15 protein-coding genes and 3 pseudogenes are annotated in these 19154 nt (G+C 58.2%); 9 read left to right on the top strand and 9 right to left on the bottom strand.

Annotated elements, in window-relative coordinates:
- The 5 genes from Amn_RS06380 to Amn_RS06355 all read left to right on the top strand — a co-directional run bounded on the left by Amn_RS06380 (nt 1) and on the right by Amn_RS06355 (nt 5371).
- Nucleotides 1-585 carry an RES family NAD+ phosphorylase gene (locus tag Amn_RS06380; RefSeq protein WP_202323991.1) on the top strand — a complete coding sequence of 195 codons (585 nt, stop codon included), beginning with the start codon at nt 1-3 and terminating at the stop codon, nt 583-585.
- A 2-nt stretch (nt 586-587) separates the two neighbouring features.
- The gene (locus tag Amn_RS06375; protein WP_202323992.1) at nt 588-1580 is read left to right on the top strand and encodes a hypothetical protein; all 993 of its coding nucleotides are present in this window, start codon (nt 588-590) and stop codon (nt 1578-1580) included.
- Between the two features lie 451 nt (nt 1581-2031).
- The gene (locus Amn_RS06365; RefSeq protein WP_202323993.1) at nt 2032-3372 is read left to right on the top strand and encodes an SIR2 family protein; all 1341 of its coding nucleotides are present in this window, start codon (nt 2032-2034) and stop codon (nt 3370-3372) included.
- Nucleotides 3369-4496: a helicase HerA domain-containing protein gene (locus Amn_RS06360; protein WP_286295212.1), complete on the top strand. Its 1128-nt coding sequence runs from the start codon at nt 3369-3371 to the stop codon at nt 4494-4496. Before Amn_RS06365 ends, Amn_RS06360 begins: the two co-directional genes overlap by 4 nt.
- A gap of 53 nt (nt 4497-4549) precedes the next feature.
- Nucleotides 4550-5371, top strand: a complete 822-nt coding sequence (locus tag Amn_RS06355; protein ID WP_286295211.1) for an ATP-binding protein — start codon at nt 4550-4552, stop codon at nt 5369-5371.
- Between the two features lie 23 nt (nt 5372-5394).
- Here the strand turns inward: Amn_RS06355 and Amn_RS06350 are convergent, their stop codons facing one another.
- The 3 genes and pseudogenes from Amn_RS06350 to Amn_RS06340 form a co-directional block, all read right to left on the bottom strand.
- Entirely contained in the window at nt 5395-5886 is a 492-nt protein-coding gene (locus Amn_RS06350; protein ID WP_286295210.1) for a hypothetical protein, read from the bottom strand.
- Nucleotides 5887-5910: 24 nt separating this feature from the next.
- Nucleotides 5911-6617, bottom strand: a pseudogene (gene scpB, locus Amn_RS06345) (SMC-Scp complex subunit ScpB).
- A gap of 5 nt (nt 6618-6622) precedes the next feature.
- A pseudogene (locus tag Amn_RS06340) lies at nt 6623-7637 on the bottom strand (DUF1403 family protein).
- Between the two features lie 721 nt (nt 7638-8358).
- Between Amn_RS06340 and Amn_RS06335 the strand changes: the two are divergent.
- Genes Amn_RS06335 through Amn_RS06320 form a run of 4 tightly spaced genes read left to right on the top strand, consistent with a single transcriptional unit; the run spans nt 8359 to nt 11289 of the window.
- A complete protein-coding gene (locus tag Amn_RS06335) occupies nt 8359-8643 on the top strand; it encodes a DUF2604 domain-containing protein (protein WP_286295209.1) in 285 nt (94 codons plus the stop codon).
- A complete protein-coding gene (locus tag Amn_RS06330; RefSeq protein ID WP_286295208.1) occupies nt 8636-9253 on the top strand; it encodes a putative metal-binding protein in 618 nt (205 codons plus the stop codon). The genes Amn_RS06335 and Amn_RS06330 overlap by 8 nt, the downstream gene beginning before the upstream one ends.
- 8 nt (nt 9254-9261) lie before the next feature.
- Nucleotides 9262-9738 (top strand): Mov34/MPN/PAD-1 family protein, encoded by a 477-nt coding sequence (locus Amn_RS06325; protein ID WP_244420607.1) that lies wholly within the window; start codon nt 9262-9264, stop codon nt 9736-9738.
- Nucleotides 9739-9741: 3 nt separating this feature from the next.
- Nucleotides 9742-11289: an E2 ligase fold family C protein gene (locus Amn_RS06320; protein ID WP_286295207.1), complete on the top strand. Its 1548-nt coding sequence runs from the start codon at nt 9742-9744 to the stop codon at nt 11287-11289.
- A gap of 77 nt (nt 11290-11366) precedes the next feature.
- On the opposite strand, the pseudogene Amn_RS06315 reads toward Amn_RS06320, so the two are convergent.
- The 6 genes and pseudogenes from Amn_RS06315 to Amn_RS06290 form a co-directional block, all read right to left on the bottom strand.
- Nucleotides 11367-11896 (bottom strand): annotated as a pseudogene (locus Amn_RS06315) (DUF3363 domain-containing protein).
- A 26-nt stretch (nt 11897-11922) separates the two neighbouring features.
- Entirely contained in the window at nt 11923-12366 is a 444-nt protein-coding gene (locus Amn_RS06310; RefSeq protein WP_202324009.1) for a nucleoside 2-deoxyribosyltransferase, read from the bottom strand.
- Nucleotides 12367-12379: 13 nt separating this feature from the next.
- Nucleotides 12380-13999: an SIR2 family protein gene (locus tag Amn_RS06305; RefSeq protein WP_286295205.1), complete on the bottom strand. Its 1620-nt coding sequence runs from the start codon at nt 13997-13999 to the stop codon at nt 12380-12382.
- Complete coding sequence (locus Amn_RS06300; protein ID WP_202324014.1) at nt 13992-15170, bottom strand: GIY-YIG domain-containing protein; 1179 nt, start codon at nt 15168-15170, stop codon at nt 13992-13994. Before Amn_RS06300 ends, Amn_RS06305 begins: the two co-directional genes overlap by 8 nt.
- A gap of 654 nt (nt 15171-15824) precedes the next feature.
- A complete protein-coding gene (locus Amn_RS06295; protein ID WP_286295202.1) occupies nt 15825-16724 on the bottom strand; it encodes a hypothetical protein in 900 nt (299 codons plus the stop codon).
- A gap of 11 nt (nt 16725-16735) precedes the next feature.
- The gene (locus tag Amn_RS06290) at nt 16736-19099 is read right to left on the bottom strand and encodes a S8 family peptidase (RefSeq protein WP_244730944.1); all 2364 of its coding nucleotides are present in this window, start codon (nt 19097-19099) and stop codon (nt 16736-16738) included.
- Between the last annotated feature and the right edge of the window lie 55 nt (nt 19100-19154).

Genomic DNA, 19154 nt, shown 5'->3' with positions numbered 1-19154 from the left:
GTGAAGCTTGATCCCAAGACAGTCGCGGACCTCGCTCTCGAATTTCAGCCGCGTTCATACCTACGCGTGATGCGCGCCGCGCATATGGCGACGCCGCTGGGGATGGGTTTTGGACACACACGCTTCTCAAGTCCGGATTGGACGTTTCAACTCGTCTACATCGCCCGCGACCTTGCAACGGCAATTGCCGAGACCATCGTCCGGGACAGGTTCGAGGGCAGGACGAAGCGTGTCCTTGATCAAAGCGAGATCGAAGAGTGGGCCGTAGCGGAGATTACGGCGACTTCTCCGCTTACGGTACTCGATCTGCGGACCACGGGCCTCCTCAGGTTGGGAGTCAGCACTGACGCCGCTCGAGCCAAGAAGCACCGGCAGGGGCGACAACTCAGCGCGGCGATTCATGGCGCCTTCGCGATTGACGGCCTGCTCTATGCATCCCGTCTCACGTCCGCCGAGTGTGTGGCCGTTTACGATAGAGCCATTGAGGGAAAGCTGGACGCGTCGCCAGCAATAAATCTCGTGCGGCACCCAGACCTGATAGCAGCTCTGCAGTCTATTGGCCTCTCCCTTCGAGGAGGTGCCTGACGATGGCCGGGAACGTTACGTCGGTGAATTTCTCGGGACGTTTCAAGAAGCTGAACGGAACCGTCGCACTGACCGCAACGCATGCGGACATTATCCGGTCACTGCTGACGGTGGGGTATCCGAGCCGAAGGGCGGCCGTGCGCGTCGTGGGTAGGTGGAGGGAACGAATGCTGGTCGCGATGGCGACTGGCTATCTCGACAATGCGCTAAACACGACGCTTTACTTCCGCAATCTCGAGCAGTCGGAGAAGGTCGGTGTTTCCTTCCTGCTCGGCGAGGCATTCACCCACTGGTACGCGCAGGACAGGATGAAGATTGAATATCTCGTCCATGTGGGTGGGCTGTCGAGTTGCTCGTGGACTTCACCGGCTACTCCGCTTGCCCCGAAGACGGGCGCGTCCCCGCCAGCCGCAAAGAGCCGTCCCGATTTCATCGGCATACGCCGCACCGAGAGTCATGTCTTCGAAAGCAAGGGCCGGATTCGGCGGCCGACGGCAAGTGCTGTGAGCAAGGCGCTCGTGCAAGTGTCCGCCCTTCATTCGGTCAATGGCAAGGCGCCAAAGACCCGGTGTGCAAGTTTCTTCATGCTCAGGAGCGCTGGTACCGAGGGGTTCGTGTCCGACCCTCCCGGTAATGGAGAAGGCAGCGCTGTCAACTTCGATGTGCTAGATGCGCTTGCCAAGGCATACTCCTTCTTCCTGGACGAACCTACGACGGATCTGCAGGCAGAAGTTGTTGACGGATATGTTGGTCGCGAAATTGAAGACGGTGTTTACTTCGGCCTTGACCAGAAAGTCTTTGCTGCCATCCTAGAACGCCCCGACAGTGAGCAAGAACGCAGCCGTCGGACAGCTGAGATCTTCGAAATTATAGCCGGCAGGTTGCAATCGTACGAGGGTCGGAAAGAGCGGAACGTTTCGCCTGGTCCGGACGGAACCATACTCATCGACCGTCGATCGCGCCCCCGCAGCAGACAGCGGATAAATGCAAAATAGCAATTGCAAGGCTGGGCCCGAGTCGCCCTAACTGCATGGAGAACGGTCGATGATGCCATCTTACCCTGTCGGAATTGGTTGTTACTCTCCTTGCCTTACAATTTGATAAACACGCTTTCTGGACAGTTCGATCTGTTCGACCTTGATTCCGGCTATAGGAAAACACCGCGACGCGTTGCTCCGGCTCGGCCTGCGCGGAAACAGCCTAATGTTGCACCGGAGGCTGAGGATGGTCTGATGTGACGAACTTCGGTTTCTGCGCGGGGACATCTATCGTTGGCCCGAAGCGGAGCCGCTCACGCGAGGGCTTTCAGCAGCTGATCGCTTCAAAGCAGCGTAGTTTGCAGGTGCTGACCTGCCAGTCGTTACAAATCATCTTTGCTTTAATTTGAACGGTGGGCCACTACTGCGGCATATTCTTGGTGCTCGCATATATGGGGGAAGAAGAGGGATGGCTGACGAGGATGTGGCGCCGCGGCGCCAATTCCAGATTGTCCGCAACGGCGATTCGACACCTGCCAACATAGATTGGTCCCAAGGAGTCGAGACAGTTCAAAAGGGCATCGCCGATGCCCTGAACGCGCGCAACGTTGCGTTCCTGTTGGGCGCTGGCTGCTCCTCGTTGCGTGTCGACGGAGAGGAGCGAGGCATCTCAACCATGCAGCCCCTCGCTGAGATATTTTGCAACACTACCACCCAAGCGTTGGCAGCCGCACAGCAGGCTGCGGAAGACGAGGATCTGTTGGGCGAAGGCAGCGCCGACGTGCCCCCTGTAGAGCCACCTGACTGGCTTCTAACCAAAGAAGAAGTAGCCATTCTCCAAGAGGCGGGCGTCGAACTGGAAGATGAGTACGCTCGCAACCTTGAGCGCTTGATGGAGGTATTGCACAGTCTTCGTTTCGTCTCCCAACGCAGCGCGAAATCATCCCATTGGGCGCGAGCCAAGGAGCTGACGGAGGTAATCAACAAGGTCCAGGCATTCCTCTGGGAACGGTGCACTGACGGTGCTTTCGCGAAGGGAGATACAGCTGTCCGCGACCTCTATGAGAAGTTCTACCGAAAATTAGTGTTGCGCGACCGAAGCCTACCCCGGCCATGGGTGTTCACTACGAATTATGATCTGTTCAATGAAACGGCGATGGACCGCCTCGGCATTCCCTATGCCAACGGTTTCTCCGGCATCATAGAGCGCCGTTTCAATCCCTCCACATTTCGCTACGCCTTGGCTGAGCAGCTCGATCTTTCAAACCGCAAATGGTCGGCGGTCGATGCGTTTGTCTACCTGTGCAAGTTACACGGATCGATCAGCTGGACAGAAGACGATCACGGCCTGTTCCCAATCCGTGAGAAGTGGCCGGCCGACGGCAGCGCCAAGATGATGATCTTTCCCACGCCCGCAAAGCAGAACTCGAGTCTAGGGTCACCATATGCCGACCTTTTTCGCGAATTCCAGTCGCGCATCGTCCGCGAGCAAAGCGTGCTTGTGACTTCGGGCTACGGGTTCGGCGATGAGCACCTGAACAACATCATTTACCAGGCGCTGACAATACCGACCTTTCGGTTGATTATCTTTGCATCACCGGACGCACCCGGAGAGATTGCCAAACTGCGCGCCCTTGGTGATCCGCGGATCTGGATAATCGGTGGCGACGGTCCGGAGCCGGGTACAAGGGCACATTATTTCGACACGATGGTCGATCGGTTCATGCCTCAGCGGCCAAGCGAGCGTATCGACGACGCCGTTCGCAAGGTGATGAAGGAATTGGCTCCGGACAAGGGCGATACCGAATGAGTCACGACGATCGCAAACGGGCGGTAGGCAAGGTCACGTCAGTGGCAGCAGACAGGTTCGTGGTCGAGATGCACGCGGGAACCGACAACTTCACGGTCGTGGGCTTTGACGACGTGCACTACGTCGCACGTTTGGGCTCGTTCCTGATGATACCGACTCACGCCGAATATGTTGTCGCTGAGGTTGTGGGGCTGCGCGAACGTGATGTTGCTGCATCCTCGAGAGGCGACCTCGACAAAGCAGGATCGGCGAAATTCCTCGATGTCGTGCCCGTCGGCATGTTGCCTGCTTCGGGCGATGGAAAATTCCGGTTCGGTGTCTCGGTCTTCCCTTCGCTCTACGCGGACGCATTGTATGCCCTCGACAGCGAACTCGACCGGATATTTGAGACGAAAACCGAGGTTGAGGCCGGCATCGGACCTGACGGGCAAATCTGTGTGCCGGCGAAAGCCACCCGCTTTCGTGTTTTAAGCATCGGTCAGTCCGTGGTGTTCGAGGACTATGCGGTGAAGGTCCGCCTCGACGATTTCTTCGGTGGTCACGTCGCAGTGCTTGGCAACACGGGAAGCGGAAAGTCGTGCACAGTCGCTTCGATTCTTCAGGCGCTTTTTGAAAAACCGGACGAACATCATGCCCGGGGCGCCACGTTCGTGGTGTTCGACGTCAACGGCGAGTATCGGCAGGCGCTAGAACCACTGGCAAAGCCAGGCGGTATTGGGATCGACCGGGTCGTACTCGATGGCACAGCCACTGGCTTCCGCTTGCCCCATTGGTTCTTGGATCTTTCAGAGTGGGAACTGCTGCTCCAGGCCAGCGAACGCACGCAGGTACCCATACTGCGCATGGCGCTTGGCCTTTCAACGATGTTCTCAGAAGCTGGTGCCAACGATCTCGGCGGCGTGAAGAACCACATCCTTGCCAAATGTATCACGCAGATCGTGCGCGACGATTCCAGTAGTCCGTCCAAGCATGACCGGATAGTTGGCATCCTCCAGCGATTCAACACTGGTGAAATCAATCTGCAATCCATCCAACCTTTCATTGCAATTAGCTACGGTCAGCTGGCTGATGCCCAAGGTTTAGACGACTTTCTCGTCGGAATGCCTTTGTTATCGACGAGTTGAAGCTGCCGGATTACGAAAACATCCCTTTCGATTTCCGCTCACTAGGAGAGGCAATGGATCTCGCCATCCTTTACGAGGAGGCACACGGCAACCGCCAGATACGTGACTACTGCTCGCAGATGGTCACCCGCCTGAAATCGCTTGAGGAGCGTCGGGAGTATGAATTTCTGCGCCACTCACTGCCAGTCGGGGGGCAAGCCGGTGAAGGTCAGAGCGAATTCCTAGCCCGAATCCTCGGGCTGACCGCGAAGGGCAGTGGCCTGACTAAGACCAGTCAGGTCGTGATCGTCGATATGAACGCCGTATCGGATGACGTCGTCGAGCTTTTCTGCTCGGTTCTCGCACGCATGACGTTTAGGCTGCTGCGGCAAGCCGATCCGCGTAACCGTTTCCCAGTTCACTTGCTGCTTGAAGAGGCTCATCGCTATATTGCCTCCACACCCTCCCGTTATGCGTTGGACGCAGCGAAGGTTTTTGAGCGGATAGCCAAGGAGGGTCGCAAGTACGGTATGTTCCTCATGGTAGCATCACAGAGGCCAAGTGAGCTTTCAAAAACCGTGTTGTCTCAGTGCTCCAACTTTGTCGTTCACCGCATTCAGAACCCAGACGACCTGTCGCAAATCCGTCAGATGACTCCATTTATTTCCGACGCGGTTCTCAAACGGTTGCCATCCCTCCCCAAGCAGCACGCGTTGGTGTTCGGAACATCCGTGAATTTGCCGACGACGTTCCGCGTCAGGGACGCGTCTCCCCGGCCATCCAGCGACGACACCAAAATAGTTGATCTCTGGTTCCACGAGGAAGGTCGCCGAGCGAACATCCGACTCGCCCCGCTCGTACCCGATCCGGATGACGTATTCTCAGATCTAGTGTGACACTAGCCGAATACTGAGGAGCTCTATGTCTTTGGCCAGCCTTTCGTTTTCAAGAAGATCATTCCATCGAATGCGCCGAGTTTTGCCGCGGCTTCGGTAGCATAGCGCCTTCGAGACTCCACGGATCGGCCGGATGAGCGCTCCAGGATCCGGCCGCCCCAACTGTCCCATCCTTTTCGGTATATGGAAATGTTCAGCCCGTCGGTATTCAAATAGCTGTTGCCAGCGTGCGAGACGCGCCACTTGCGCAGGAGCCAATTGCGTCGGCGGTGAGCAGCACTGCGGAGCGCACGTTCGCGCATTCGCGGTGCCTCGTAGTCCTGCTCCATCTTCTCCGCACAGACACATCCCACGCCGAGCATTTCGGCATGGTCAGGATGAGTCATATAATGGACGTATCTGATCTCTTGGGTTTCGCACATTTCGCAGATCTCAGACGGTTCATCGAGATCCTCGACATTGACGCAGGTCCAGCCCTTATGCGGAATTCCCGATCGCGACCACTTCCCAGTCATCGATCCCCTCCCCCTCCGACAAACCTATTCCTCTATCTCGACGCCGACGTCCTGCTGGCTGCCGGAAAAGTCTGGCATGATGTCACCAGCCAGCAGCTTCTCCTTCGACAGCAGTCCGGCATCCTCGAGCGCCTCGAAATCCGGCAGGTCGCGCAGCGTGTCGAGCCCGAACTCCAGCAGGAATTCTTTTGTCGTCACATAGGTGTAGGGCGCGCCCGGCGTTGGGCTGCGCGGACCGGAAGCGATCAGGCCGGCACCGCGCAGATGACCAATAAAATCGCGACTGATCTCCTTGCCGAAGAAAGACGACAGTTCGGCGCGGGTGATCGGCTGGAAGTAGCCGATGCACATCAGACCAAAACCTCCGACTGCGTAAGGTCGGCCGTCTTTCCACTTCCACCTACAGCAGCGCGGATGGCGTCTGCATAGGCAGGCCGGGTCAAATGTTTCCAGCCGCCGGCGACCGAAACCAGATCATAGGGTCGACCGCGCAGCTCCTCGCGGATGTCGTCGATGAGGAGATCAATGCTGCAGCTTTTTCCGACGATCCGGGCGAGCATTTCGCGGTTGACTGGCTCGCTGGCCGCAAAAATCGCTGCCTCGACGCGATGCATCCATTCGCGCCAGCGGGCCTCCGGCGGCAGGTGATCCAGTTCCCGGTCAAACAGCTGATCAGCTGATCGACGGTCATCTGACCGGCTCCCCCCTCGCCTGCGCGCTGCCTCCGCCATGATCGTCACAGCCCGTAGATGCGGAACGTGGGACGACCGGACAGCTCGCGCACGGCACCGAGCTCGACCAGCCGGTCGAACAGGCGGCGCAATCCGCGGTCGCTCATTCCAGCGATGTTTTCTGAGGCAATGATCGCGTCGTCGGACAAGAGCTTTTCGACGACAGCACCCGCCGCCTTGGCTCTGAGTTTCGGCAACGGCAAGCAGCCGGTCCGCACGGCGCTCGAGTTCGGCGAAAAGATCAATGGCGCGCAGCGCAGCGCGCGCTTGCGCGGCCTGCAGACTTTTGGTCCCGCCCTCCGTTTCGGCACCCGCTGCTAGAACGGCAGTCACTGGTCGACGCGGCCGGCTCGTACCCACAACTAAGGTAGCCTCGCCGCCCAACAAAGGGGCTGCATGTGTCCAACCTAGCCGCTGCGCGAGCAAGACATCGGCAAGCCAAGCTCCGAGAACGCGCCCGAAGCCGTAACGCTCCGCAGCCGCGAATGCTCCGACCAGCGTTTCGACCGTCCCAGCGTTGGCGGCAAGCTGTCGGAGATCGTCCGTCAGATCGCTGACCACCTCGTCACCGCGCGTGAGACCGAGATCTTCCAGCACCGCGGCGAGGTTTTTCTCCGTCAGCAGATCGTCCGCTGGGCGAGATGCCAGCCGCCGCCAAGCAAGAAGGAAAAGGCCGGCGGGACCGACATTGTCGCCCGGTCGTGTGAGCAACACGGCGTCGCGCACCGCGCTTTCATCCTCGACGCGGCCGGCCTGCTTTGCAGTTGCCGCGGCCGCCGAAATTGCCAGCCGCTGCCGCCAGGCGCCGGCCCACCGCTCCTGCCGGCGGACCACAGCATCGAGCGCGCCGATGGCGGCGCCGGCGGCGAACGCGACGTCGTCAACATCTTTTCCCGCAAGGCCTTGCGCATCCGGGACGGACCGGCGCAGCCAGGTCGGGACGGGGACCGGTGGAGTAACGGCTGCCGCGCCAAGAAGCGTGCCGGGGTGGCGCGAGAGAGATTTGGGGCGCAGAATCATTGCAAGCAGGATGAATCATGACGGCGCTTTTAGCAACGAAAATAGGCAAAAAGCGCTGCACCTGTCGGAAGCGCAAAACGAATGATAATGTTGCATTATCAGTTGCTTAACTCTACTCTTCCACTCGCAACAAGTTAGCTGGATAACATCACTCTTCGGGCACACCCGGACGACGGTTCGGTGCAGCCACTCACGTCAATCCGGACAGTCCCGTCTTCTCGTCGCGACTATCCCGGTACCCGGAGTTGGTCACGGCGACCTGCTTCCGAGCCACCTTTCGAATAGGCCGAGCTCGGATCACCAGCTCTAAAGCTCCACGTGATTGCCTATTCGATAAACCCTCCGTCAAGATTGCAGCGGCTAGAAGCCGCCGCAGCCAAACGGTCACAGCGCCCGCCCAATCGAACCTGAAATCATACCGGCAGGCGGACTTGCACGGGGGCTGTCAGTGGAGCAGGCGCGTGAAAGAGCACATGAAATAGGTGTATCGCCAATATTTTCGTATTGCTCTAATCGATTATAGTTGTGAAGCGCAATTTCAGCCCGTTTACTTGCCGCTCAAGTCACGCATAAAAGAAGGTAGCACCGATTCGGTAGCTTATCCCCTGTCTTTTGCGTACTCGCGGCCCGTGGCGCCGAGTGGACGATTGAAGATCGCCGTCTCACTAGCAGGTGGGCACAAGCGCCTGGGGCCGGTTGGCAAGCCACAGGAGTAGGACAAATGTCGAAGGATTCGGGTAAGGGCGATCACGGCGGCAAGATCGAGATCACGGTGGTGGTGAACGGCCAGCCCACGCAGGTCGAAGCCAATCCCAACCAGCCGCTTCACGTCGTTCGTGCCAAAGCCCTTGAGAACACGCAGAACGTCGCCCAGCCGGCCGAGAATTGGGAATTCAAGGATGAGGCCGGCAACCTGCTCGACGTTGACAAAAAAGTTGGCGATTTCGGTTGCGCGAACATTGTGACCCTGTTCCTCAGCCTGAAGGCGGGTGTAGCAGGTGCCTGAAATCCAGACTGTGGACCCTGCGGTCTCGCGAGCGAAATTCGATCGGCAGATCGGCTGGTTCCAAACACAAGCGGGCGCTTACCGGGCTCAGGGTTGTTTCCTGATCGAGGCGAGATTCCCTACTGCCTTCTTCATCTTCGCACCGCCCAAGATAAGGCCACAGATAATCGGTGCAGCTGTCGAGATCGACTTCTCCAATTACGACCTCCGACCTCCGTCGGTAGTCTTCGTCGACCCCTTTACCCGCCGGCCGGTTGCCCGCAAGGATTTACTGCTAAGTATGCTCAGACGACCGCATCTACCCGGAACCCCACCGGATATGATTTCGGTCCTCATGCAGCAGAAAGCTCTGTCGCTAGCGGACTTCCTCCAGGCCAACAGTGCGGAACATACGCCATTCCTGTGCATGGCAGGCGTCCGGGAATACCACGACAATCCAGCCCATTCAGGTGACTCATGGCTTCTCCACCGGGGTTCTGGCGAAGGCTGTTTGGCCTTTATCCCGGACAAGATCATCAAGTACGGGACCGGCCCCGTGGAGCAGATACAGTATCAGTTCCAAATCTCAGTGGGAGCGATGGTAGTACCCCCATCCGCCATCCCGGAATGAGCGTTTTGATGGATGTAACGACCGTGACGCTCCCGCGCCACTGCATCTCGACTGTGCATGCGCATCTGCGCTCGGTTGGTCGCGAAGGCAATGAGGGGATGGCGCTCTGGGTCGGCGTTCAGCAAGACCAGCATTTTGCCGTAACAGAGACCGTGCTCCCGGCGCAGCGTCACATTCGGACGGGCGATGGTGTTTGCGTGATGGTTCCGGCCGAGGAACTGCACCGGCTTAATGTCTGGCTCTACAATAGCGGCCTGAAACTCTTGGCCCAGATCCATAGCCATCCGGGCCGAGCCTACCATTCGACGACCGACGATGCTTATGCGGTTGCTACCACGGTTGGGTGTCTGTCGCTGGTAGTGCCGAATTTCGCCCGCGAGCCTTTCGATTTTGCTCGAGTCGCCGCCTATCGGCTCGACGGAAAAGCCAACTGGAATGCGCTCCCTTCCGCGGCACTGTCGCGAATGATCACAATAACGAGTTGAACAATGGCACTCGCTAACTTCATCGACCGCGCCGCCACGGCGGCATCTCAGGTCCTAGCCGATTTTCATCTGGAGGACTTTAAAGCAGCTCTTGAAAAGCAGGTCGTGGCCGTCGCCTTTGACGATCAAGCCGCTTCCTGCGCCGAAGGCCAGGCGACACTAGATCTTGCGGTGAGGTTGCTCGCCAGGCTCTATCCAGTTCTGGCGATACTCCCGCTGGGCAGCGCGGCAAGCTTTCAAGCCCAAGCGCTGGAGCGCTTGGCAAAGTCGATAAATCCAAAAGTTGGCATCCGGCGTTCCGGCAAGTCTGCCACCATCTGCGTAGTTGCAGGGGTGACGCGCCCACCACTCCGGTGCCCGACCTTTTTCATGGGATCGGACGGTTGGGCGGCAAAGCTGTCGCGTACGGACCCGGTGGGCTCCGGCTCGAGTTTGCTGCCCTATGGAGCTGGCGCCGCCAGTTGCTTCGGCGCCGCCAACGTCTTTCGAACCATCTTCGCCGCCCAGCTGACCCGCGCCGAGTTAGAAGAAACCATCGACCTCTCGTTATACAGCTACGACAAGACCAAAGCCGGCGAGGCAGGCCCGATCGACATACCTGTCGACCTTGGCGAAACGCACCTCGTTGGGCTCGGTGCGATAGGCCATGGCTCGCTTTGGGCGCTAGCGAGACAACCCGGTCTCACGGGTCGTCTGCATGTAATCGATCACGAAGCAATCGAACTCTCAAACCTGCAGCGCTACGTATTGGCCGGCCAGGCGGAGATTGGCATGTCCAAGGCGGTTCTTGCAGCCACCGCCCTTAGATCGACGGCCATTGGGGTCGAGGCGCACCCGCTGACGTGGGCAGAATATGTTGCGCGCCACGGCGACTGGGTCTTCGACCGAGTGGGTGTGGCGCTTGACACCGCCGCCGACCGTCTGGCGGTCCAAGGTGCTCTGCCCCGATGGATCGCGAATGCCTGGACGCAGGAGCACGACCTCGGCATCTCGCGGCACGGGTTCGATGACGGCCAAGCTTGCCTTTGTTGCATGTACCTGCCGTCCGGGAAATCCAAGGACGAGCACCAGCTGATTGCCGAGGAACTCGGAATACCGGAAGCACACGAGCAGGTGAAAACGCTCCTGCAGACCAATGCCGGAGTTCCCAACGACTTTGTAGTTCGGGTGGCTACAGCGATGGCTGTGCCGTTTGAACCGCTAGCCCCGTTTGTTGGCCAGCCCCTGCGTTCCTTTTATCAGCAGGCTATCTGCGGCGGTCTGGTGTTCCAGCTCAGTGATGGAAGTCGCCGCGTTCGAACCGTGGTTCCGATGGCCTTCCAGTCAGCGCTTGCCGGGATTATGCTTGCCGCCGAGCTCGTCAAACACAGCGCGGGTTTTCCCGTGGGCCCGACGACGAGCACTCGGGTGAATCTTCTGCGCCCACTTGGCTCCCGCTTGCACGATCCGAAGGCCAAGGATTCCAGCGGCCGCTGCATCTGTAGCGATGACGATTTCATTGCCGCTTACAGGCGCAAATACGCAAATACGGCAAGCGCGTTGAACAGCTAGGCGATGTCTCCGCCCCCTAAGCAGACGCGGATATCTAGATCCCAGGGCCGGCGGCTTGTGCTCGTGACGAGGGCGAACTACACGCTGGGCCCGCTCCTCTGCCGACCTATCGTCCATGATATCCCCTCCCCGCTCACGATCCCGGACACCTTCTTGCCGATGTGCCGCTCGAGCACCGGCCGCCATGGTACCAGCGTGAATTCGCGACTTTTCAACGACGGCATATTTTCCGCTGGCGAGCTCGACGGACCGGCGTAGCGTACCCTCTACTCGTTCTCCAGACCGGGCTTCGACACAAGGCAGTCCAAGTTCCTCCGACAGCTGCCCGGCAACACGGTTCAGCTCGCGCTGGCAACATCGCAAGCATGTTGGCGCGGTAGACGGACCGATTCTGCTCTTCATGCGCGAGGCCTTGCGCGATCAGCCACTGCCGCCGGCGGACTTGCGCTTCCCGTACCTCACCGCCAAAGCCGGAGTTGCGCAAGGCCTCCGGTCGGTCGGCAACGAGCGGCTGGTCAATCCAGGTGGCGCCGTCAAAGCTGACCTGTCGCTCCAGCGAATCCGCAGCGTGATGCGCCTCTTTGCGGATCGACGAACACCCCGCCATCATGACTCGGGTAGCGTGCCGCCCCTTCAACCTGCGTCGCGTGCCGAGAGAAATCCCCCGCGTAACCAAGCAACGAGTTCGATGGTGTTAGCAAAAATCTTCTTGCATCCTGCAATAATCATGGGATTGTCGCCGGAGGGTAGCAATGTGCGATCATCGGTCTTGAGACCAAGGCACACCTTGTTGAGCGCCCGACCGTAGCCAATTTCAAATGCCACGCCTTCATCAATCGTGCGACCGTCCAGTACAGCAACGATATAATTGCACCTCCTAATCGCATTGATGTCCGCCTCAAACACCAATTGCCTCGCAGCCTCCAATGGCATCCCTCCATCGACTAGATCGCGCATGAGCTTTCCGTCGCGTTGAGGAAGAAAAACGTGCGCCATAGGCTCAAGAAGGCTTGTCAGCCGCTCATTGAAGCTGCGCTCAATGTCATTGAACAGTGGCGCTGCCAGATAGATACGCATGGACGTTCGAGCATCATTCATAGCGGGCGATAATCGTGTTGAGCTCGGTCGGTTCATATTCCTCGAATAGAACGTGCCGAGCCACCTTGCGAGCAACGTCACCTGGACTGTTCTCATCGGTTGAGAGGACAAACGACGGATTGTAGATCATTTTGAGGGTCATAGTCTGTGCATCAAAATAGGGTTGCTTGCCCGCCTCCTCCGGAGGGCGACCTCGCGCCATATTTCGCTTCACTAGCGTCTTGGAGTCCGCCTCGATAAAAATGATCTCTCCTTTCTGAAGAGGCTGATCGCGAGTTACTAGATCGCGCAATGCATGAGACTTTACCTTGTTCTCGTCATCGCCTTTAGAGAAGGCATAAAGATCCAAAGGGGCACGATCCATAAAATGAAGCCCCGCCGTCGCCGCATGCATACGGCGATTCTTCTCCTTCAGTTCCGAATATATGAATTGATCTACGATTTTCTGCTGATCTTCAGTGATCTTACTTGACGCCATATACATTTCATGAGGAGGTGGCCGTGTCCATTCTTCGTGTGTTTGAAAGCATCGCAAGTGCTCGAGCAATGTCGATTTCCCGGAGGCGACAGGCCCCACTATATAATAGTGATACCGAGAGCGCCGATCCTTTCCAAGCGTTTCCACGGTTTCGCTGAACCCTCTTTCATCAAGATTAAGAATATCGAGAAAATCTCTGATCTCAGCAGACGTGAGAAATATCGTTACCAAGTTATAGAGCTCGAGATTGGCCTCGAATATGTCCTGTCTTCGCGCCTCTGATAGGACCCCTTCTTCCTTAATCCAGTATATCATATAGTGATGGTTAGCTGGGCTCTTATCCCGGTTGAGGCGTAGGTAATTTTTGAGTGAGCTATCGGCAAGCGAATGACCAATCAACAGCATTGTGTTTTGAACAAAGCGAAGGAACAGATACTCGGAACTGACACCGGGGGAACGTGCACGAGCATCCGCGAAAGAATCTTCCGTGAATATCAGTTGGGGGCTGCGCTTCTTAAGGCTGACACGGGGCAATATTCCATTGACGTGATAAACTGTCGTCAGATTCCCTCGATCGGTAAGAGGCGGTTGCCAAGTGACGCTTAGGGCGTTACCGGACTCGCTGCCAAAAGCGCTTTGCTTTACCTGCTCCCCTATCGCATCAGCCAGAAGATCGTCGAAGTTGAAATTTATTACCAGTGATACTTTGCGAGACAGATCACGCAGCTGTGCGAGATAGGGATGCGTTTGTATGACCTCGGCGATTGTTTGCGGGACCTTCTCATAGATCGCCTTGTGAATAGCGTCGCCCCATTCATATTCGACCGTTGCGGACCTAAGCTCTGCCGGCTCCGTGACAGGACATGCCCCCCTGAAGCGATGATAGATGATCTGTCCGAGATATTCAGGTTGGAGTCCCGCCGCAACGTGTGCTGCTAAATCATCAGGGAGGCCGCCCTGAATCTCCGCAAGCCTTTTCAATAGATCCTGCCACCCGGGCACCTTGGCGTCGATTGAAATTCCGGCTCCCGTCACCAGGTTCAGCCGTTGCAGTCTCAGCCTTTGGTAGAGGTGGCACAAAAATCGCGGGAGACGCGGCTGTCGCGCGATGGCGGCATGAAGGTCACTAACCATTATTCAGACCTCGAAATATCGAGGCGACTGAGCCCGCTGCTGCTGGATCATATTTTCCCCCGACCCCACGGATGTTCCATAATCCAGATTGGCGGATATGTGCTACAGGAGATTTGAGGCCAAGCCAGTCAGGACCGGGATAATCAATTATCCGCATCGATTCGCTAAAAAGCGCAATCAACTGCATCTCAACCTTAGCGCGCAAGCTTTCCTTGCTAGGTTTGTCATCAACTTCAAGCAGAACCACCTCTAAATCCTGAAGATATCGTGAGACCGCAAGCTCATGCGCAATCTCCAAACTCTTCACCTCGGGGCGAGCGTCCTGACCCTCACCCCAAGTCGCAAGGCTGCCATGGCCGGGGCCGGCCTCCAGCATCGCTCTACCAATGTGCAGACGGAAGATGGAGCCACGATGGTTGCCGATCTGACTGGAAGGTCCCAGGTGATTGCGCAATCGACCCCGCAGGGAAGCCTGCGAGCCAGCGCTAACTGCGTGGGTACCGATCCGCACCACTCGGAAACCAGCGCCTCGGAAGTTCCGTTCGGCGCCGTCCAGGAATATGTAGACCCCGCGTTTTGGCACGGATCTCGACGAAAGTTCCCTGAACGAGAACACACGGTCCGCTATGCGCTCTTCACCAATCCAATTATAGAGCCGATCCAGGTCCTGTATCCTTGCCGCCATTCGTTTTGCTTCCGCTAGCCAAATGGCGTGGTCAGAGTATTCAAGGCCCAACCAGGGCGCGACGATATCCAACGGAGAGACCCTGGCCCTGTTCAGCTCCAGCAACGGCATACTGTATTCGTTAGCAGCAAGCAGCGTCACCTGCCTGCTTTCGGCACGAGCAGCAAGCGCATCAAGCACCTGCTCAGCCCAATCGCGTTGATTGGCTTCAGGCAGATCGGGGAGATTGAGATCATACGGAGCGATAACCATCTCGCCCGCGACGATCCCGTGTTTGCCCGACAAAATTGCGTACGGCGCGCCGAGCGATCGAACAAGATTGATGCAACTTTTGAATCGGTCCGAAGTATAGAGCTGATCTGCGGGGGCGGCTTCTTGGCGCTTCTTTCGGCCGCAGCCAATGACAATGAGTGGAACGACGCCGTTGCGACCGAGCACAGCTTCTCGGAGAAGCATTGTCGGAGGCTCGAACAGTTCGCCCTGCATCACGCCAATCCTCTGGCTGCAGGATCATCCGCGGCTTTCATGCTGTGGAATGGCTTGGCAAGAGCGAGTCGACAAAGGACCAGACCAGCCGTTAACGCCACCGGGGTCCGATCGACAATGATTCGACGAATCCTTGCGGCGTCTACATCATGGCTATCACGCAGTGATCGACCGACCTTAAGCTGAACAAGCCTGTGATAAACAGCAGTGCCAGCGCCATATGGCTTTTTGGTAAGGCTCGCGTACTGCCAAGGAGCACTGGGCTGCGTCCGTGTGCGTGTAAGATCGGGGGCAATTCCCATGCACCTAACTACAGCCGATCTGTTTGTCGCCACCGAACTTGCCGAGGCTGCCGCGCCGCGTGGCTTCTTAGCCGATAGGCCTACTCGTGCGAAAACCGGGCTGACGTGAACATCGAGGATAGGCAGCTCAGCCGGCAACGTGGCGATGCCCCCCAGACAGTCCAGCACCTCGTCAAGCTTACGACTCTTGGAGATGGAATTGGGTTTCCTGCCGAGGAGAGATGCGGATTCTCGGACGCTCAAACCCGTCTTGCCAAATCCGTCAATAGAGTCATCATAGGACATGATCGAGCACAGCTTCTCACACGACTCGGTGATTTTGCTGCATTGAATCATGTTCCCCCCTGGACGCTCAAGGCGCTGCTTGACCGGCTCGTGTGACCCCAAAGATCATGTAATTGAGAGCGATGGGGGAAGCGCCGCTGAGCTTGGGAGCGACAGTTCCGCTCTGCCTGCTAAAGACGAAATCGCTCCAATTCCAGCCGACCTCATTTGTCTGCACAACGACATATGAGCCTAACCGCAATTTGGCGGAAGTGGCCGTTTTTGAGAAATCCAAGCCCAGACCGAATGAAAAGACAGGCCGGTTGTTGCCTTGCTTCTCGATCGCACGAACAACGCCCTTGGCGAGCTGAACGAAGGGCACGAGCACGGGCTGCGCGGTGGTCAGAAGCGATAGCCCTTCCTTGAAAGCAGAGTTATCCAGCGCTTCCACCAGCATGTCGGTTCCGCCGCTGCGAACGTTGATGGTGCGCCCTTCGAAGCTCAGGCCGTCGTTGCCAACGTTCACTCCGACGAAGATGGGCAAGCTTAGCAACGGGGCTGCGCTGCCGTCAGTGGCGATGGTCTTCAAGGCAAAGCGCATCTCCTCCGACTTGCTCCCAGCTTGGTTCTTCCCCGTAAATTCGCACAGTATCTCGTGGCGGCCGGACCCCGGATAGTTGTGAACGTAGAACCGATCGAGGGTGATTTTCAAACTCGCGCCTTGGAGCCTTTCATCGGGCGCCATCGACGTTGCGTGAAGGATGTCCAGTCTATCTCCCGCCGAAGATCCATTCTCGGGAATGAACCCGATCGCCGCGCCAGTGTTAGCCCATTGGTCGTTGGTGAAGAAGGGAACGCTGATCGCCTGACTTCGAGCCCCCAGCTGATGGAAACGGGAAGCCGCTTCGTGATCGCCGATTTCCTCCAGATAGGCGGCGATCTCCAAAGGATGCTTGGCTCCGATGCAATCTGATTTGTCGAATTCCATTCGGTCCCCTTTCAAGCACGTACGCGCGGCCTTGGCCGGATGGCCTCGCGAACGGAGGCGTAAATATCCTCCCGCACGGTGGCGCCGACTTCCAACGTCACCGCGAGTGCATAGGGAACCGCAGCCTGCTGGAAATTCCGGTGGTTGGCGCGCGCCTGGACTCCTATGAACAGCCCGCTGGAGTCCATGAAGGCAGTGCTGTTGCTCCCCTCAAGGATGAAGTGCGCCACGGTTCCGCGCCTTATATCATCCGGATGGGGCTGCATGATCGTCTTCACACCTCGCCAGAACTTACGCTTTCCGTCCTGATCGACGACGTCCAGCATCACACCCCGATAGGCGATGGAGGTTGGATGGATCGGGGGTAGCCATGCGAGCGTCATAGTGATCCTACGGATCTCCCTTGAGCGGATCATGCCGGTTGGGATTGGAATGCGATACTCGTGAAGCTGCTCGTGGCTGATCTCATCATCGGCAAGCAGGGTGACACGGTTGACCGCACCTGATATCACCCGCTCGACCGTCGGCTTGCCGTATCCTAGGAATTTCGTGACCGTTGCCCTGCGCCGCCGCCATTGTTTCGTGCCCGGCGGTGGATAAGAGGCGTCCAGCAAGGTACCGGCATCGCCCCACTGGGAGCCGTGCACCAGCAATGCTTTCGTGGCGAGAGCCGCCCGTTTGAAATCCCGCAGGCTGACCCCGTCTTCGGCCAGCACCTCCTCAAGAGCGTCGACAATCTGGATACCCGAACGCGTTACGAGAGCTGCTGCGTTGCTCGTACCGGTCGAGCGACGGGTACGCGTAACAGATCCTGCCGAAGGGTCGGGTGCTGCCGTCTCCAGGCCAATGTGTCCGATCTCGTCCGGCCAGACGAGGTGCCCATCGGCGTGATCGGCCGCCCTTGCGACCTGCCGACCTCCAATGTCCACAATATCCGGCTTGAGTGAACGGTTGATCCCGGGGCCGATCGCCGATCCGAGATTTGGAACGCCAATCGGCGCGAACGGGTCGATAGTGTCCGAAGGGCAGGCGCCCGCCCCGTCCGCATGCACGGCACCCACGCTTAGGACATTCATGGCCTCGGCAGGGCTGAGCAGACCGCGAATGCCCTTGCTTGCCTCGACCGCACGAATGAGCGCGATCTGTCGTTCCAGGGGCGAAGCTGCGTTGAACGATGCCTGATCCGGATATCCGGAGGGAAACCGTGCTGTTATATTTCCGGCGCTGACGACGAACAGGATGCCGTATTTGTGCGATAGCCAGTCAAGCAGTCGCGCCCAGGGAGTTGGCCGACGCACGAAAGGCCCTTCTGCGTCACAGATCGAGTGATTGATGATCAGGACATCGGGCCCCGCCGGCCCAGCCTGCTGGTGCTCGTCCTTCAGGGCAAAGACCGCCCGATAGATGATGCCGATAGGAAGAAGGTCCTGGTGCGTACGCTCGTCATTGAGATGCTGGGGTGCGGCCAGGACGGGAACCGCCTTGAGGCTTCTCGTCAGTGGCGCCTCTCCATTTGCTAGATCGCCGTGGATGATCAGGGAAGCAATCGCAGTACCATGATATCGCCGAGCGACGGGAACCCAGGCGCTCGACACGTCAACCTCGATGACATCCACCCGCCCATCCAGAAGGCGGTGGTTCTGCATTGGGTATCCATCCAGGATCGCGGCCACCGCGGGACGCAGTCCGTCATTTGTGCCCTCACGCAGGCTAGTCACCGCAGAATCCGGCTCGGAGAGGGGCCTGGTGGCGTATAGCGACTGGGGACGGATCGACATGATCGGGTCGGCATTGGCCAAGCGCCCGGTGCGGGAACTAATCGCGCTAGCCTGTTGGGCCGGGACCTCAATCAGTGCCACTTGGTACCGGATGGGCTCGATCGTCACGAAATCGACAATCCGGCCACCCACCGCTGAAAGAATGCCCTCGAGCGCCTGCTTCGCATTCTTGCGGAGTTCCTCGTTCTCGTGGAACCACAGATCGAGTTCAAGCCGCACCGGCGCCTGCGGATCCTTCGCGAGACGGCGGTGGATGAAGAACTGGGTGGCCGGTTCAACCCTGTCAGAAGCATTCCACACCCGGATTTTGGAAAGGTAGCCGAATATTTTCCACCAATCCTTTTCGTCTTCGCGAGGCGATAGCTTCGACTCGAACCGCCGCCACATGGCAAGCAGCTGGCGCATGCCGTTTTCGGTCGGCATGGTGAGGTAGAGGCGAGACATAGCGGAGTCGGCATCTCCCGCGTCGTCCTGGTCCGCATCGTCATCGGTGACAGGGTCGGGGTCTGAGCCGACATAGTCCTCGGTCAGCCACTCGAATCCAAGCTGCTCGGCGGCCGCAACGAACCGCTCGACCGGACCGATGGTTTCGAACACCAAGGCACGTTCGGGAGAAGCGAACGCTGCATTCGTGGTTGCCCCAGCTTCTAGT

This window comes from Aminobacter sp. Y103A (genome assembly GCF_030294925.1).
Lineage (GTDB): Bacteria > Pseudomonadota > Alphaproteobacteria > Rhizobiales > Rhizobiaceae > Aminobacter > Aminobacter ciceronei.
Note: the sequence above shows the minus strand (reverse complement) of the source record. Positions and strands in the feature narration are given on the sequence as shown.

Excerpts from the sequence above, each read along its gene's own strand:
- Amn_RS06375 (WP_202323992.1), top strand. The coding sequence starts at position 588 with ATGGCCGGGAACGTTACGTCGGTGAATTTCTCGGGACGTTTCAAGAAG.
- Amn_RS06365 (WP_202323993.1), top strand. The coding sequence starts at position 2,032 with ATGGCTGACGAGGATGTGGCGCCGCGGCGCCAATTCCAGATTGTCCGC.
- Amn_RS06360 (WP_286295212.1), top strand. The coding sequence starts at position 3,369 with ATGAGTCACGACGATCGCAAACGGGCGGTAGGCAAGGTCACGTCAGTG.
- Amn_RS06355 (WP_286295211.1), top strand. The coding sequence starts at position 4,550 with ATGGATCTCGCCATCCTTTACGAGGAGGCACACGGCAACCGCCAGATA.
- Amn_RS06350 (WP_286295210.1), bottom strand. The coding sequence starts at position 5,886 with ATGACTGGGAAGTGGTCGCGATCGGGAATTCCGCATAAGGGCTGGACC.
- Amn_RS06335 (WP_286295209.1), top strand. The coding sequence starts at position 8,359 with ATGTCGAAGGATTCGGGTAAGGGCGATCACGGCGGCAAGATCGAGATC.
- Amn_RS06325 (WP_244420607.1), top strand. The coding sequence starts at position 9,262 with ATGGATGTAACGACCGTGACGCTCCCGCGCCACTGCATCTCGACTGTG.
- Amn_RS06320 (WP_286295207.1), top strand. The coding sequence starts at position 9,742 with ATGGCACTCGCTAACTTCATCGACCGCGCCGCCACGGCGGCATCTCAG.
- Amn_RS06310 (WP_202324009.1), bottom strand. The coding sequence starts at position 12,366 with ATGCGTATCTATCTGGCAGCGCCACTGTTCAATGACATTGAGCGCAGC.
- Amn_RS06305 (WP_286295205.1), bottom strand. The coding sequence starts at position 13,999 with ATGGTTAGTGACCTTCATGCCGCCATCGCGCGACAGCCGCGTCTCCCG.
- Amn_RS06300 (WP_202324014.1), bottom strand. The coding sequence starts at position 15,170 with ATGCAGGGCGAACTGTTCGAGCCTCCGACAATGCTTCTCCGAGAAGCT.
- Amn_RS06295 (WP_286295202.1), bottom strand. The coding sequence starts at position 16,724 with ATGGAATTCGACAAATCAGATTGCATCGGAGCCAAGCATCCTTTGGAG.